This window comes from Pseudomonas gingeri, from assembly GCF_013386165.1.
In the GTDB taxonomy this organism is placed as follows: Bacteria; Pseudomonadota; Gammaproteobacteria; order Pseudomonadales; family Pseudomonadaceae; genus Aquipseudomonas; species Aquipseudomonas gingeri_C.
Window position 1 is genome coordinate 333,073 of the sequence record NZ_JACAOS010000018.1, and the last position, 14,250, is coordinate 347,322.

Sequence of the window (14,250 nt, forward strand, 5' to 3'; positions counted from 1 at the left end):
GCCCTGTCTTTAAGGGCTGTAGGGCATTGTAGGGAGACGGGCGGGAGGCTTGCAGGACGGCGGATCAATAATCCTCCCCACGCTCGGTGATGTCCTTTTCTATCGGCGGTGCATTGGGGTCCTGGCCGGCCGGGAATTTTCCCTTGAGGTTCCAGGCAAAGGCGATGATCTCGGCGATGGTCCGGTACAGCTCCTGCGGAATACTGTCGCCCAACTCCATCCGCGCCAGCAGTTTCACCAGCTCGGCGTTTTCATAGATCGGCACTTCATAGTCGCGGGCCAGTTTGAGAATGGCTTCGGCCAGTTCCTCGTCGCCTTTGGCGGTCAGGGTCGGGGCTTGCTGGCCATCGTACTTGAGGGCGATGGCCTGGCGTGGGGTGTGGGGATTTTTCATGCGGTTTCGTCAACCCAGCGTTGGTCCAGTCGGGTTTGCTTGCCCTGGGGTGGTTTGCCCTGGTGGCAATCGAGCTCGCTGACATTCAGGCCCGAGGCCCGGAGGCGCTCGCGCAGGTCGCCCAGTTGGCTGGCGATCAGGCTGGCGGTGTAGGGGCGTTCGGCCCACAACTGGCTGGACAGATTGCCGCGCACCAGCTGTGCCTGGACTTGCAGCGGCCCCAGCGGATCGAGGTCGAAGGCCAGTTCCACCCGCCACAGTTGTTCTTTCTGCTCGCGTTTCTCGCGCTTTTCCTGCTCGGGTGGCGGCTCCTTTTCCTCATGCTGGATCTTGATCTGCAAGGGCACGATGTCGTGCAGGTTGCGCATGGGGATTTCCAGTTGCCAGGTGGTCTGCAGATTGCCCTCGGGGGTGCGCCCGGTCTGTTCCAGACTGGAAAGCTGATGGCTTTGCAGGCGCGAAACAGCCGCCGCGGCCAGGCGCAGGAGGCCTTCCAGGTCGCCAGCGTCGGTAAGGCTTTGCAGCAGGCGCGAGGGCAGCGGAAAGCTGATCGGCTGGGTCGGTTCGCTGACCTGGCCGAGGGTGCCCAGGGCGCTACGGACAAAACCCGGCAGGGTGCGGGCGAGCAGCGCCGCGGCGGCGCCCGGGTCGAAGCTCGGGCTGCCGGGCAACTGCGGCATGATCTGTGCGATCAGGCGCAGCAGGTTGCTCTTGAGGTCCGGTGTCAGGGCCGGGTTTTGCCCTTGCAACAGATTGGCCTCCAGGAACAGTCCGCTGTTTTGCAGGGCCTGGGCCAGGCCTTTGGGGTTGCTCAACTGATTGATGTCGGGCAGGTCCGCCAGCAAGGTGTTGATGACCGCCCGCAGATCGTCGGGCAGGTCGGCGTTCCGGGACAGGTTCTGCAGGGTGCTGACCAGGCTGTCGAGCGAGCCTTGCCGAGCTTGTTGGGTGACCAGTTGCTGGGCCACCGCCAATTGGTCCTGGCGCGCGGCCAATGGGACCACGCTCAGGCTCTGCGTGCCCTGTACCAGGGCGCTCAGCAGGCTACCGATGCGCAGCGGTTGCGGGCTGTCGAGGGTCAGGGTGGTGCCGCTCAGGGCGGTGTTGAGCAGGGTCACCAGCGAGCGATAGACCGCCGGCTGTCCGGGCGTCTGGGGCAAGAGCTGGGCGGTCATGACCTTGCCTTGCAGCAGGGTGCCGACCGGCAGTTGCGTGGTGTCCAGGCGGGTCAGCGCTGCGGCGCTGGCACTCAGCGCCTGTTGTACGGTGATCGCCAGGTTGCCGGCCGAGGGTTGGGTCACTGCGACACTGGTGCCTTGGGGCAGCGGCAGGTTGCTGCTGACCTGCACGGTGGTCTGGCTACCGCTGTCGGTGGTGACCTTGAGCAACATCTGGAAGGTCTGGTCGGTTTGCTTGAGAGAGAGGACTTCGGCCTCGGCACTCTGCCCGGGAGCGATCAGGCCTTCCAGCGGCGGTGTCAGTTGTAGCAATTCGCTGGCCAGCAGCATCGGACGGCTGTTGGCCGGGATCAACTGGGGCAGGGGGAGGATGTTGATTTCGCCTGTCATCGGGTCGCAGCCTGTCGAAATAGCCCTCTTTGGAGTAAGGCATCGCATGTATAATGCGACGTTGCCCCAAAAGTGTGTCCAAAATAGCGCAAAAATTGACACAGCTCTGTAGGTCGAGCTGCAAAAACACTTATTCTGCTTCACTTTAACGGCTGCACCCGTGCCGACTTGAACTGTAAAAAGGCCTCGATTATTTGACCAGCCCTCTTCTAGAAGCCTTGGCGCTCGCCTGTGAGCGTGACGGGCGGATGCTCTTCGAGCACCTCGAATTGCAGCTGCGCCCCGGCGACCTGTTGCAGATCAGCGGTCCCAACGGCAGCGGCAAGACCAGCCTGTTGCGCCTGCTGGCCGGCCTGATGCAGCCGACTGCCGGGGAGGTCCGGCTTGATGGACAGCCGCTGAATGCCCAGCGCAACGAGCTGGCACGCACCTTGTTGTGGATCGGTCATGCGGCCGGGATCAAGGACCTGCTCACCGCCGAAGAAAATCTCAGCTGGCTCTGTGCCCTGCACCAGCCGGCCGGGCGCGAGGCCATCTGGCAGGCGCTGGCGGCGGTCGGGCTGTTCGGTTTCGAGGACGTCTCCTGCCATACCCTGTCCGCCGGGCAGCAGCGTCGTGTGGCCCTGGCCCGGTTGTATCTGGACGGTCCGCCGCTGTGGATTCTCGACGAACCCTTCACCGCCCTGGACAAACAGGGTGTTGCTCAACTCGAAGAACACCTGGCCGGCCATTGCGAGCGTGGCGGCATGGTCGTGCTGACCACCCACCATACGCTGACCCGCGTCCCGGCCGGTTACCGCGATCTCGACCTCGGGCGGTGGGCCCCATGAGTGTCTTCGGCCTGTTGTTCGCCCGTGAAGCGCGCCTGCTGTTTCGCCGTCCGGCGGAGCTGGCCAATCCGTTGGTGTTCTTCGCCATTGTGATTGCGCTGTTCCCGTTGGCGGTCGGACCTGAGACGAATATGTTGCAAATCTTGTCTCCGGGACTGGTCTGGGTCGCGGCGCTGTTGTCCGTCCTGCTCTCGCTGGACGGGCTGTTTCGCAGTGATTTCGAGGACGGATCCCTGGAACAGTGGGTCCTTTCGTCGCACCCCCTGGCCCTTCTGGTTTTGGCCAAGGTACTGGCACACTGGGTATTTTCCGGTCTGGCCCTGGTCCTGCTCGCGCCTTTGCTGGCGTTGATGCTCGGATTACCAGGTAGCTGCTTGCCGGTGCTGCTGTTATCGCTACTCTTGGGTACGCCGGTATTGAGTTTGCTCGGTGCGGTGGGGGCGGCCCTGACGGTGGGATTGAAGCGTGGCGGCCTGTTGTTGGCCCTGCTGATCCTGCCGCTGTACATCCCGGTATTGATTCTCGGCAGTGGGGCCTTGCAGGCCGCGCTGCAAGGCATGCCGGCCACGGGTTACCTGCTCTGGCTGGGTAGCCTGGCCGCCCTGGCGGTGACCCTGACACCTTTTGCAATAGCGGCTGGCCTGAAGATCAGCGTCGGCGAATAATGAGGTCTGGTCAGTTGATGACCAGCAAAGACCCTTGGATGTACCGTGATGAACTGGACTTGGTTTCATAAACTGGGCTCGCCCAAATGGTTCTATGGCATCAGCGGGCGCCTTCTGCCCTGGCTGAGCGTGGCCGCCGTGCTGCTGATCGGCGTCGGCGTGGTCTGGGGCCTGGCCTTCGCGCCGCCGGATTACCAGCAAGGCAACAGCTTTCGCATCATCTACATCCACGTGCCGGCGGCCATGCTGGCCCAGTCCTGCTACGTGATGCTGGCGGTCTGCGGTGTGGTCGGACTGGTCTGGAAGATGAAACTGGCCGATGTCGCGCTGCAATGCGCCGCGCCCATCGGTGCCTGGATGACCGCTGTGGCGTTGATCACCGGGGCCATCTGGGGCAAGCCGACCTGGGGCGCCTGGTGGGTCTGGGATGCACGCCTGACCTCGATGCTGATCCTGCTGTTCCTCTATTTCGGCCTGATCGCCCTGGGCAACGCCATTACCAATCGTGACAGCGCCGCCAAGGCCTGCGCGGTGCTGGCGATTGTCGGGGTGATCAATATCCCGATCATCAAATACTCGGTGGAGTGGTGGAGCACCCTGCACCAGGGATCGACCTTCAGCCTGACCGAGAAACCCGCCATGCCCGCGGAGATGTGGTTGCCGTTGCTGCTGACGGTACTGGGTTTCTACTGTTTCTTCGGTGCCGTGGTGTTGCTGCGCATGCGCCTTGAAGTGCTCAAGCGCGAGGCCCGCGCCAGTTGGGTCAAGGCCGAAGTGCTGAATGAACTGGAGGTGGCTCGATGAGTTTTGCCACCTTCGGCGATTTTATCGCCATGGGTCATCACGGCCTGTATGTCTGGTCGGCCTATGGCATCTGCCTGGCCGTGCTGGCTTTGAACGTCGCGACGCCGATCCTCGCCCGCCGACGTTACCTGCAACAAGAGGCGCGTCGTCTGCGCCGGGAGAATGCCAAGTGAACCCGCTGCGCAAAAAGCGCCTGATCATCATCCTTGCCATCCTGGTCGGCGTCGGCGCTGCCGTGGGCCTGGCCTTGAGTGCGTTGCAGGAAAATATCAACCTGTTCTACACCCCGACCCAGATCGCCAACGGCGACGCGCCCCGTGGCACGCGGATTCGCGCCGGCGGCATGGTGGAGAAGGGCTCGCTGCAACGTTCCGGCGACTCCCTGGACGTGAAGTTCGTGGTGACCGATTTCAACAAGTCCGTCACCATCACCTATCGCGGCATCCTCCCGGACCTGTTCCGTGAAGGGCAGGGCATCGTGGCCCTGGGCAAGCTCAACGCCGATGGCGTAGTGGTGGCCGATGAAGTGCTGGCCAAGCACGATGAGAAATACATGCCGCCGGAAGTCAGCAAAGCCTTGAAGGACAGCGGTCAATCCGCCCCGACACAAGCCAAGGAGGGTTGATCGATGATTCCTGAATTGGGCCATTTGGCCATGATCCTCGCGTTGTGTTTCGCCCTGGTGCAGGCCACCGTTCCGCTGTTCGGCGCCTGGCGTGGCGATCGCTTGTGGATGAGTCTGGCGCGGCCGGCGGCCTGGGGGCAGTTTTCCTTCCTGGTCTTCGCCTTCGGCGTGCTGACCTACGCCTTCATGACCGACGACTTTTCCGTCAGCTACGTCGCCAACAACTCCAACAGCGCCTTGCCCTGGTACTTCAAGTTCAGCGCCGTGTGGGGGGCTCACGAAGGCTCGTTGCTGCTTTGGGCGCTGATCCTCGGCGGCTGGACCTTTGCCGTGTCGGTATTTTCCCGGCAACTGCCGCAGGTGATGCTGGCTCGGGTACTGGCGGTGATGGGCATGATCAGCACGGGTTTCCTGCTGTTCCTGATCCTGACTTCCAACCCGTTCTCGCGGATCCTGCCGCAGATTCCAGCGGACGGTCGTGACCTCAACCCGTTGTTGCAGGACATCGGCCTGATCGTCCACCCGCCGATGCTCTATATGGGTTATGTCGGTTTCTCGGTGGCCTTCGCCTTCGCCATCGCCGCCTTGCTCGGCGGCCGTCTCGACGCGGCCTGGGCGCGCTGGTCGCGGCCCTGGACCATCGTCGCCTGGGCATTCCTCGGTGTCGGTATCACCCTCGGCTCCTGGTGGGCCTACTACGAACTCGGCTGGGGCGGCTGGTGGTTCTGGGACCCGGTGGAAAACGCCTCGTTCATGCCCTGGCTGGTGGGCACGGCACTGATCCACTCCCTGGCGGTCACGGAAAAACGCGGGGTGTTCAAGAGCTGGACCGTGCTCCTGGCGATTGCGGCGTTTTCCTTGAGCCTGCTGGGCACCTTCCTGGTGCGTTCCGGCGTGTTGACCTCGGTGCATGCCTTCGCCTCCGACCCGGCGCGGGGGGTATTCATCCTGATCTTCCTGCTGTTCGTGGTCGGCGGTTCGCTGACCTTGTTCGCCCTGCGTGCGCCGGTAGTGAAGAGCCATGTGGGTTTCAACCTCTGGTCCCGGGAAACCCTGCTGCTGGGCAACAATCTGGTGCTGGTGGTGGCGGCCTCGATGATTTTGCTGGGCACGCTGTACCCGCTGGTGCTCGATGCCCTCAGCGGCGCCAAGCTGTCCGTTGGCCCGCCGTACTTCAATGCCTTGTTCATTCCACTGATGGGGCTGTTGATGGTGGTGATGGCGGTCGGCGTGCTGGTGCGCTGGAAAGACACCCCGGTGAAATGGCTGGTGGGCATGCTGACTCCAGTGCTGTTGGGCAGCGTTGCCCTGGCGGTGGTGGCCGGGCTGGTTTACGGCGATTTCAACTGGGCGGTGTTGGCCACCTTCCTGCTGGCGGCCTGGGTGCTGCTGGCCGGGGTGCGCGATATCCTCGACAAGACTCGTCACAACGGTCTGATCAAGGGGCTGCCGAGCCTGACCCGCAGCTACTGGGGCATGCAACTGGCGCACCTGGGCATTGCGGTCTGCGCCCTGGGCGTGGTGCTGTCGAGCCAGGAAAGCGCCGAGCGCGACCTGCGCATGGCGCCGGGCGAGTCGATGGAACTGGGCGGTTACCACTTTATCTTCGAAGGCGCCAAGCATGTCGAAGGGCCGAACTTTACCTCGGACCAGGGCACGATCCGGGTCATTGAAAACGGCAAGGAAGTGGCGCTGCTGCACCCGGAGAAGCGTTTGTACACCGTGCAGCAATCGATGATGACCGAAGCCGGGATCGACGCCGGTTTCACCCGTGACCTTTATGTCGCCCTCGGCGAGCCGTTGGAAAACGGTGCCTGGGCGGTGCGGGTACACGTCAAGCCGTTCGTGCGCTGGATCTGGTTCGGCGGCTTGCTGACCGGGCTGGGCGGTGCTTTGGCGGCGTTGGATCGGCGTTATCGGGTCAAGGTAAAAAGCCGCGTGCGTGAAGCGTTGGGCATGAGTGGGGCAACAGCATGAAGCGTTGGTTGATGGTATTGCCGCTGGCGGCGTTCCTGGTGATGGCGGTGTTCCTCTATCGCGGCCTGTACCTGGATCCGTCCGAGTTGCCCTCGGCGATGATCGGCAAACCCTTCCCGGCGTTCGCCTTGCCCGATGTGCAGGGCGACAAAAAGCTGACCGTGGCCGACCTGCAGGGCAAGCCGGCGCTGGTGAACGTCTGGGGCACCTGGTGCATTTCCTGCCGGGTCGAGCATCCGGTGCTGAACAAGCTGGCCCAGCAGGGCGTGCTGATCTATGGCATCAACTACAAGGATGACAACGCCGAGGCGCTGAAGTGGCTGAAGGATTTCCACAACCCGTATCAGCTGAATATCCGCGACGAGCAAGGCACCCTGGGCCTGGACCTGGGGGTGTACGGCGCGCCGGAGACCTTCTTCATCGATGCCAAGGGCGTGATTCGCTACAAGCATGTCGGGGTGATCGACGAGACGGTCTGGCGCGAGCAACTGGCGACGGTGTATCAGTCGCTGGTGGACGAGGCCCGACCATGAAGCGCTGGTTAGCCGCGGTTGCCCTGGGCTTGAGCCTGGTCGGTGTGGCCCATGCCGCCATCGACACCTATGAGTTTGCCAACGATGCCGAGCGTGAACGCTTTCGCGACCTGACCAAGGAACTGCGCTGTCCCAAGTGCCAGAACCAGGACATCGCCGATTCCAACGCGCCGATTGCCGCCGACCTGCGCCGGGAGATTTTCCGCATGCTCGGCGAGGGCAAGGACAATCAGCAGATCATCGACTTCATGGTCGACCGTTATGGCGACTTCGTGCGCTACAAGCCTGCCCTTAGCGGCAAGACCGCCTTGCTCTGGTTCGGCCCGGCCGGCCTGCTGCTGGGTGGCCTGGTCGTGATCGCGGTGATCGTCCGCCGTCGTCGTGCCGAGGGCGCTAGCACCCCGGACGCGCTTTCTGCCGAGGAGCGCGAGCGCCTCGACCACCTGTTGGATAAGAAAACCGAATGATTGATTTCTGGCTCGCTACAGGTCTGCTGTTACTGATCGCCCTGAGTTTCCTGTTGATCCCGATCTTGCGTGAGCGCCGCGTGCAGCGCGAAGAAGATCGCACCGCATTGAACGTCGCCCTCTACCAGGAGCGTGTCGCCGAGTTGCAAGCGCAGCAGGTCGAAGGCGTGCTCAGTGCCGAGCAGATGAACAACGGTCGGGCGGAAGCAGCCCGTGAGTTGCTGGCCGATACCGAAGGCGTGGTGCCGCCCCGTGTCTCGCGGTTGGGCAAGCCGTTGCCATTGCTGGCGGCGTTGTTGGTGCCGGTGCTGGGGTTGGCGCTGTACCTGCATTTCGGTTCCAGCGACAAGGTCGAACTGACCCGTGAATTCGCCCAGGCGCCGCAGTCCGTGGAAGAAATGACCCGGCGTCTGGAACGGACGGTGGCGGCCCAACCGGATTCGGCCGAGGGCCTGTATTTCCTCGGGCGTGCCTATATGGCACAGAACCGTGCGGCCGATGCGGCGAAGGTCTTCGAACGTACCGTCAAAGTGGCCGGACGTCAGCCTGAGTTGCTCGGGCAGTGGGCCCAGGCGCAGTACTTTGCCGATGGCAAGCAGTGGTCGCCGCAGGTCCAGGCGTTGACCGACGAAGCCCTCAAGACCGATCCGAAAGAAGTCACCAGCCTCGGGCTGTTGGGGATCGCGGCGTTTGAGGGACAGCGTTACCAGGAGGCCATCGACTACTGGACACGCCTGTTGGCGCAATTGCCGCCGGATGACAATTCCCGTGGGGCGTTGCAAGGCGGTATCGATCGCGCCAGTGAGAAGCTGGTGGCGAATGGCGGCAAGGTCGCCGAGGCGCCTGTGGTGAAAGGTGCGCTGTTGAAGGTGCGGGTTGATCTGGCGGCGGACCTGAAGGCCAAGGTCCAGCCGGGCGACAGCGTCTTTATCTTCGCCCGGGCCACCCAGGGGCCGCCTGCGCCGCTGGCGGCCAAGCGCCTGACGGTCGCCGACCTGCCGGCCACGGTCGAATTGGGGGATGCGGACGCGATGATGCCGCAATTGAAACTGTCGAACTTTCCTGAAGTCCAACTGGTTGCACGGGTATCCCGCGCCGGCCAACCGACGGCGGGCGAGTGGATCGGGCGCAGCCAGCCGTTGGCCAGCAGCACCGCCGTGCAACAGAACCTGACCATCGACAGCCCGGATAAATAGAGAGTTTCCCATGACCACCGCCATTGCTCGCCTCACCCTGTTAACGCTGGTCCTGGGGTTGAGCGCTTGTGCGGTGCATCGTCCGCCGACGCCAGGCGAACCGACGAGTTCGCCGTCCGGCCCGACGACCCAACCTTATCCATCGGGCACGCCGGGTAAACCGACCGTACCGGGCAAACCACGTCCGAGTTCCTCACCGACCTTCGCCCCACCACCGGGTGGCAACAGCCATTGGGACGGGCAGATGGGCGTCTATGTCCTCGACAGTCAGACCAACACCTTCTACCGCCAGCGCACCTACTATCGCTGGGACAACGGCTGGAGCCGCTCCATCAGCCCCAATGGACCGTGGGAAGACACCGATATCCACGGCGTACCGCCGGGGTTGAGCAAACAGTTCGGTCAGTGAGTGAAAACGGCGATCTTCAGAGGTCGCCGTTTTTTTTGAGGATTCTTCAGATCCCGTCAGTTGGTGTATCGACCAGCGGATGCCTGAAATGCTGTGATCAAAGCATGGGACGGTAGGCCAGCAGTGCCTTTACCGTTTGAACCAGGCCTTGTCGGAAGAAAATATCTCACTCGTAGCCCATCCTCTGTTGTTGGGCCTGCTCGGCGAGTTCGGCCATGGCCTGTTCGCTATCCAGTGAGCGTTGGGTTTTATAGGCCATTAGCTCGGCAAAACGTACGCGGCGGTGCTTGCCGGTTTTGTGAAACGGCAGTTCGCCCGACTCCAGCAGTTTGATCAGGTGCGGGCGGGAGACATTGAGCATGTCGGCGGCTTCCTGGGTGGTCAGTTCGGCATGGACGGGGACCACCTGGACGGCGTTGCCAGCAGCCAGCTCGGCCAGGATCTCCACCAGCAACCGCAGTGCGGTGGTGGGTAGTTCAACGCTATGGGCCTCGTTGCGTTCATCGAAAATCTGAATGTGCTGGGTGTCGAACCTTGTGGCCAGAAAGGCCGCGAGGGCGCGTTGACCTTCGATGGCGACCTGGACCTCGCGTTCGAGGGGCAAGTTGATGGTGAGGGCGGATTGAGTCATGGCTGGCTCCAAGGGGGGGAATCAATGATGGGAATTTATTCGAAATAAACGAAAATCGCAATAAACGAAACATTTCACATTGAAATGCCTGGAAACTTACCCTTCGTTGGGAGACTCAAACCGGCAAAGCGATATTTTCATCCCCGAATCCTGCTATCAGCGCTATAACGGTTGTGTTGAAGCGAGAACCGTTTATCTCCCATCCAAGGAACCTGACGTCCCATGAATTCGATTTTCGGCAAGTTGGCCCGCCGCAGTGCGTTGGCCTCGGCGATGAGTCTGGCGGTATTGATGTCTGTTGGCGTTGCCCAGGCCGCCGATGCCCCGGCCCAGCGGGTGGCGGTACGCGGTGAAATCACGGCGCTCGACGGTGATTCCCTCAAGGTCCATACCCTCGCTAATGAAGATGTCACTGTCGGCCTGACCCAGGACACCCAGGTCCGTGGCGTGACATTGGCGAAGATCGCCGATATCAAGCCCGGCAGCTATATCGGCACGGCGGCGATGCCGGGGTCTGACGGGACGTTGACGGCGATGGAAGTCCATGTGTTCCCGCCTGAATTGGCCGGTACTGGCGATGGTCATCGGCCTTTCGATCTGGCGCCGGGCAGCAGCATGACCAATGGCCGCGTGGGGGAGTTGAAGGTCGCCAACGGGCGTACCCTGGTGCTCAGCTACAAGGGCGGTGAGAAGACGGTGGTGGTGCCGGAGAATGTGCCGATCGTGAACCTGGTACCGGGCGATCGCAGCCTGCTCAAGCCGGGCGTGAAGGTGGTGCTGTTTGCCCAGAAGGGCGCGGATGGCAAGCTGACGGCGGCGGGGATTTCGGCGGGTAAGGACGGGGTCAAGCCGCCGATGTAGCGGATGTTTGAAGCCTTGCAGGAGCAGCCGGTCGACGCTCGATTGCTGGCGATGACGGTGGTGAGGCCGGTATCGCTATCGCGAGCAAGCTCGCTCCTACAGGGGGCTCGGGCCTGACAGAATTTTGCGCTGAGAGGCCGGCCTGTGTAGGAGCCAGCTTGCTGGCGATGGCGGCGGTCAGGCCGGTATTGCCATCGCGAGCAAGCGCGCTCTTACTGGCCGTTGTAGATCTGGTCGAACACGCCACCGTCATTGAAGTGGGTCTTCTGCACCGTGCGCCAGTCGCCGAAGGTCTTTTCCACCGAGAGGAAGTCGACTTTCGGGAAACGGTCGGTGAACTTGGCCAGCACCTGCGGATCACGTGGGCGCAGGTAGTTGTTGGCGGCGATTTCCTGGCCTTCCGGCGACCACAGGTACTTCAGGTATTCCTCGGCCACCGCGCGGCTGCCTTTCTTGTCGACCACCTTGTCGACCACGCTCACCGGCGGCTCGGCCTCGGCGGACACGCTCGGGTAGACCACTTCGAACTGATCACGACCAAATTCGCGGGCAATCATTTCCGCTTCGTTTTCGAAGGTCACCAGCACGTCGCCGATCTGGTTGGTCATGAAGGTGGTAGTGGCGGCGCGACCGCCGGTATCGAGCACCGGGACCTGCTTGAACAGTTTGCCGACAAACTCCTTGGCCTTGTTCTCGTCGCCGCCGTTCTTCAGCACATAACCCCAGGCCGACAGGTAGGTGTAGCGGCCGTTACCCGAGGTCTTGGGGTTGGGCACGACGACCTGGACGCCGTCCTTGAGCAGGTCCGGCCAGTCCTTCAGGGCCTTGGGGTTGCCCTTGCGCACGATAAATACGGTGGCGGAGGTGAACGGCGCGCTGTTGTTCGGCAGGCGGGTGGCCCAGTTCTCCGGTACCAGCTTGCCGTTGTCCGCCAGGGCGTTGATGTCGGTGGCCATGTTCATGGTGATCACGTCCGCCGGCAGGCCGTCGATGACCGAGCGCGCCTGTTTGCTGGAACCGCCAAAGGACATCTGCAAGGTGATGTTTTCATTGTGCTCGGCCTGCCAGTGCTTCTGGAACGCCGCGTTGTAGTCTTTGTAGAAGTCACGCATCACGTCGTAGGAAACGTTCAGCAAAGTCGGTGCGGCGTTGGCCAGGCTGGCAAAGGCCAAGCCCGCGGCCAGAAGTGAGGCGCCAAAGAGTTTTTTCACTGCGCAGTCCTTGTTTCAGCTGAGAGAGGGGCAATTTGCCAGCAACTATAACGGCGCTGGCATAGGCATTTAAAGATTAAAAAGTGCTTTGCTTATTCTATTTTCTTGTAAAGCGCATTCCCACAGCGCGAGCAGAAAGAGGCGTCCGGCTCGTGGCTATTTTTCCCGCAGACCGGGCAGTCGTGCTTGTGCGAGTCGCCGCGCATGGCGCTGGCCAGTTCGGCGGTGAAGATCCCGGTGGGCACGGCGATGATCGAGTAACCGGTGATCATCACCAGGGATGAGATCACCTGGCCCAGCACGGTCTTGGGCACGATGTCGCCATAACCCACGGTGGTGAGGGTAACGATAGCCCAATAGATACCCTTGGGAATGCTGGTAAAGCCGTGCTCCGGGCCTTCGACTACATACATCAGGGTGCCGAACACGATCACCAGGGTGCAGACGCTGAGCAGGAAGACCAGGATCTTCTGCTTGCTGCCGCGCAGGGCATCGAGCAGGTAATGCGCCTGCTTCAGGTACGGGCCGAGCTTGAGCACCCGGAAGATCCGCAGCATGCGGATGATGCGGATGATCAGCAGGTACTGGGCGTCGCTGTAGTAGAGCGCGAGGATCCCCGGCACGATCGCCAGCAGGTCGACCAGCCCATAGAAACTGAAGGCGTAGCGCAGCGGCCGTGGCGAGCAGTACAGGCGCACGAGGTATTCGACGGCGAAGATGACGGTGAAGCCCCATTCGATATAGGCCAGGGGGGCGGCGAAGGTCTGGTGAAAACTCTCGATGCTGTCGAGGATCACGATCACCAGGCTGGCGAGGATGATCAGCAGGAGGGTTTTGTCGAAGCGTCTGCCGGCGACGGTGTCGGATTGGAAAACCATGACGTAGAGCCGCTGGCGCCAGTCGTTGTTGCTGTTCATAAGGTGTTGCCCAGGCTATGGATGCACGAAGCGTGGGGGATTGCCGATCAATGCGCAAGCCGGTCTGTCAGACCTGTGTGTAGCAGAACCTGTCCCTGTAGGAACCGGCTTGCTGGCGTTGGCATCCCATCAGGCGATGCAAGGCTCACGGGCCTCCTCGCCAGCAAGCCGGCTCCTACAAGGTTCGTGTTTCGCTTGTGGGCCAGCGTTGCGACTGTGGGCTGTCGGTTGTCGGGTGTAACACGCGGGCACCGGCCCGGACCAGCCAGCAGGCGAGGATAAAGGGCGCCGTCAGCGGCGCCAGGCCGAAGGCGGAAAAGCCGGGTGTCAGTAGGCTCGCCAGGACGATGCCGATCAGCGCAGGCCAGGTTGTTCGCTGCTGTTGGCCCAGGGCGAGCGCCACCAGGGCAGGGTTGTAGCCAGCCAGTCCGAGATGAACGGGTGACGCGGGATCCTGCAGCAAGGCGAACGCCAGCCCGGCGCCACTGCCAAGGATTGCCCAGAGGGCTGCGCGGCGGTTGGCGAGCAGCAAGCCGATGAAGATCGCCAGGCCGGCCAGGGGCCGGTCGAGGAAGATGATCTGGCCCAGGCCCGTGAAGACGGCGTTGGCATAGGCGACGGTATTGCCGGGAGGGAATAACAGGTTGCTTGGCGGGTCGACCGTTGTGAACGCCAGCAGCAACCAGCTCAAACCGACAAAGGGCGCGGTGTAGGCGCACAGGCTCTGGGCGTCGCCGGCGTGCTTGAGCCATTGGCGGACCAGGATGGCACTCAGGCCAGAGGCGGCGATGATCAGTGGCGGGACTAATATCGACCAGGGAAATTTCAGGCTGATCAGTAGACCGAGCAGCACACCGTTGTAGCTGTACAGACCGGCCTGGCGTTCGGCTTTGGGGTAGCCGCGACGCTGGGCGGTGAGCAGCCCGGCAAGGCCGCCGAGCAGAGCGCCGCCGAGCAAGGACGGTGCGCCCAGGAGTATTGCCAGCAGACAGCACAGGCCGCAGAGCGGATGGCGCTGGAGGAATATCTGGCTGAAGCCGTTGAGCAGGGCGGTTGCCCAGTCGGGGCAGTAGGGGGTGTGCAGGATCTTGGGCATGGTGGTGTGTCAGGCGGATTTTTTGGGCGCGCAAGATCGCCATCGCGAGCAAGCTCTGCTCCTACA

17 protein-coding genes are annotated in these 14,250 nt (G+C 62.4%); 11 read left to right on the forward strand and 6 right to left on the reverse strand.

Annotated elements, in window-relative coordinates:
* Window positions 1–64: 64 nt before the first annotated feature.
* Window positions 65–394, reverse strand: coding sequence for an EscU/YscU/HrcU family type III secretion system export apparatus switch protein (locus HX866_RS23165; RefSeq protein ID WP_177094879.1), 330 nt, complete (start codon window positions 392–394; stop codon window positions 65–67).
* Window positions 391–1,962 carry a flagellar hook-length control protein FliK gene (gene fliK, locus HX866_RS23170; protein WP_177094881.1) on the reverse strand — a complete coding sequence of 524 codons (1,572 nt, stop codon included), beginning with the start codon at window positions 1,960–1,962 and terminating at the stop codon, window positions 391–393. Before fliK ends, HX866_RS23165 begins: the two co-directional genes overlap by 4 nt.
* Before the next feature lie 248 nt (window positions 1,963–2,210).
* On the opposite strand from fliK, the gene ccmA reads away from it, so the two are divergent.
* From ccmA to HX866_RS23220, 10 genes are read left to right on the forward strand one after another with little or no spacing between them, the layout of a single operon-like run.
* Entirely contained in the window at window positions 2,211–2,792 is a 582-nt protein-coding gene (gene ccmA / locus HX866_RS23175) for a cytochrome c biogenesis heme-transporting ATPase CcmA (RefSeq protein ID WP_256261592.1), read from the forward strand.
* The gene (ccmB, locus tag HX866_RS23180; protein WP_177094884.1) at window positions 2,789–3,457 is read left to right on the forward strand and encodes a heme exporter protein CcmB; all 669 of its coding nucleotides are present in this window, start codon (window positions 2,789–2,791) and stop codon (window positions 3,455–3,457) included. Before ccmA ends, ccmB begins: the two co-directional genes overlap by 4 nt.
* Before the next feature lie 45 nt (window positions 3,458–3,502).
* Window positions 3,503–4,261, forward strand: a complete 759-nt coding sequence (locus HX866_RS23185; RefSeq protein ID WP_177094887.1) for a heme ABC transporter permease — start codon at window positions 3,503–3,505, stop codon at window positions 4,259–4,261.
* The gene (ccmD, locus tag HX866_RS23190) at window positions 4,258–4,434 is read left to right on the forward strand and encodes a heme exporter protein CcmD (protein ID WP_177094889.1); all 177 of its coding nucleotides are present in this window, start codon (window positions 4,258–4,260) and stop codon (window positions 4,432–4,434) included. The genes HX866_RS23185 and ccmD overlap by 4 nt, the downstream gene beginning before the upstream one ends.
* On the forward strand, window positions 4,431–4,886 hold the full coding sequence (gene ccmE, locus HX866_RS23195; RefSeq protein WP_177094891.1) for a cytochrome c maturation protein CcmE: 456 nt from the start codon (window positions 4,431–4,433) through the stop codon (window positions 4,884–4,886). Before ccmD ends, ccmE begins: the two co-directional genes overlap by 4 nt.
* Window positions 4,887–4,889: 3 nt before the next feature.
* Window positions 4,890–6,863, forward strand: coding sequence for a heme lyase CcmF/NrfE family subunit (locus tag HX866_RS23200; RefSeq protein ID WP_177140474.1), 1,974 nt, complete (start codon window positions 4,890–4,892; stop codon window positions 6,861–6,863).
* On the forward strand, window positions 6,860–7,396 hold the full coding sequence (locus HX866_RS23205) for a DsbE family thiol:disulfide interchange protein (protein ID WP_177094895.1): 537 nt from the start codon (window positions 6,860–6,862) through the stop codon (window positions 7,394–7,396). Before HX866_RS23200 ends, HX866_RS23205 begins: the two co-directional genes overlap by 4 nt.
* Window positions 7,393–7,863: a cytochrome c-type biogenesis protein gene (locus tag HX866_RS23210; RefSeq protein ID WP_177094897.1), complete on the forward strand. Its 471-nt coding sequence runs from the start codon at window positions 7,393–7,395 to the stop codon at window positions 7,861–7,863. The genes HX866_RS23205 and HX866_RS23210 overlap by 4 nt, the downstream gene beginning before the upstream one ends.
* On the forward strand, window positions 7,860–9,059 hold the full coding sequence (gene ccmI, locus HX866_RS23215) for a c-type cytochrome biogenesis protein CcmI (RefSeq protein ID WP_177105601.1): 1,200 nt from the start codon (window positions 7,860–7,862) through the stop codon (window positions 9,057–9,059). Before HX866_RS23210 ends, ccmI begins: the two co-directional genes overlap by 4 nt.
* 10 nt (window positions 9,060–9,069) lie before the next feature.
* Entirely contained in the window at window positions 9,070–9,468 is a 399-nt protein-coding gene (locus HX866_RS23220) for a hypothetical protein (RefSeq protein WP_177105600.1), read from the forward strand.
* 166 nt (window positions 9,469–9,634) lie between these two features.
* On the opposite strand, the gene HX866_RS23225 is transcribed toward HX866_RS23220, so the two are convergent.
* Complete coding sequence (locus HX866_RS23225) at window positions 9,635–10,099, reverse strand: helix-turn-helix domain-containing protein (RefSeq protein WP_177094902.1); 465 nt, start codon at window positions 10,097–10,099, stop codon at window positions 9,635–9,637.
* Window positions 10,100–10,321: 222 nt separating this feature from the next.
* On the opposite strand from HX866_RS23225, the gene HX866_RS23230 reads away from it, so the two are divergent.
* Entirely contained in the window at window positions 10,322–10,960 is a 639-nt protein-coding gene (locus tag HX866_RS23230; protein WP_177140475.1) for a DUF5666 domain-containing protein, read from the forward strand.
* A gap of 212 nt (window positions 10,961–11,172) precedes the next feature.
* On the opposite strand, the gene HX866_RS23235 is transcribed toward HX866_RS23230, so the two are convergent.
* The 3 genes from HX866_RS23235 to HX866_RS23245 all read right to left on the reverse strand — a co-directional run bounded on the left by HX866_RS23235 (window position 11,173) and on the right by HX866_RS23245 (window position 14,184).
* The gene (locus tag HX866_RS23235; protein WP_177094904.1) at window positions 11,173–12,171 is read right to left on the reverse strand and encodes a sulfate ABC transporter substrate-binding protein; all 999 of its coding nucleotides are present in this window, start codon (window positions 12,169–12,171) and stop codon (window positions 11,173–11,175) included.
* Window positions 12,172–12,263: 92 nt separating this feature from the next.
* Window positions 12,264–13,088, reverse strand: coding sequence for an ion transporter (locus HX866_RS23240; RefSeq protein WP_177094905.1), 825 nt, complete (start codon window positions 13,086–13,088; stop codon window positions 12,264–12,266).
* 175 nt (window positions 13,089–13,263) lie between these two features.
* Window positions 13,264–14,184: an urea transporter gene (locus HX866_RS23245; protein WP_177126379.1), complete on the reverse strand. Its 921-nt coding sequence runs from the start codon at window positions 14,182–14,184 to the stop codon at window positions 13,264–13,266.
* Window positions 14,185–14,250: the final 66 nt, after the last annotated feature.

Coding starts and splice junctions, on each gene's coding strand:
- fliK (WP_177094881.1), bottom strand. CDS start 1,962: ATGACAGGCGAAATCAACATCCTCCCCCTGCCCCAGTTGATCCCGGCC.
- HX866_RS23200 (WP_177140474.1), top strand. CDS start 4,890: ATGATTCCTGAATTGGGCCATTTGGCCATGATCCTCGCGTTGTGTTTC.
- ccmD (WP_177094889.1), top strand. CDS start 4,258: ATGAGTTTTGCCACCTTCGGCGATTTTATCGCCATGGGTCATCACGGC.
- HX866_RS23210 (WP_177094897.1), top strand. CDS start 7,393: ATGAAGCGCTGGTTAGCCGCGGTTGCCCTGGGCTTGAGCCTGGTCGGT.
- HX866_RS23205 (WP_177094895.1), top strand. CDS start 6,860: ATGAAGCGTTGGTTGATGGTATTGCCGCTGGCGGCGTTCCTGGTGATG.
- HX866_RS23165 (WP_177094879.1), bottom strand. CDS start 394: ATGAAAAATCCCCACACCCCACGCCAGGCCATCGCCCTCAAGTACGAT.
- ccmI (WP_177105601.1), top strand. CDS start 7,860: ATGATTGATTTCTGGCTCGCTACAGGTCTGCTGTTACTGATCGCCCTG.
- HX866_RS23220 (WP_177105600.1), top strand. CDS start 9,070: ATGACCACCGCCATTGCTCGCCTCACCCTGTTAACGCTGGTCCTGGGG.
- HX866_RS23230 (WP_177140475.1), top strand. CDS start 10,322: ATGAATTCGATTTTCGGCAAGTTGGCCCGCCGCAGTGCGTTGGCCTCG.
- HX866_RS23240 (WP_177094905.1), bottom strand. CDS start 13,088: ATGAACAGCAACAACGACTGGCGCCAGCGGCTCTACGTCATGGTTTTC.
- HX866_RS23225 (WP_177094902.1), bottom strand. CDS start 10,099: ATGACTCAATCCGCCCTCACCATCAACTTGCCCCTCGAACGCGAGGTC.
- HX866_RS23245 (WP_177126379.1), bottom strand. CDS start 14,184: ATGCCCAAGATCCTGCACACCCCCTACTGCCCCGACTGGGCAACCGCC.
- ccmA (WP_256261592.1), top strand. CDS start 2,211: ATGCTCTTCGAGCACCTCGAATTGCAGCTGCGCCCCGGCGACCTGTTG.
- ccmB (WP_177094884.1), top strand. CDS start 2,789: ATGAGTGTCTTCGGCCTGTTGTTCGCCCGTGAAGCGCGCCTGCTGTTT.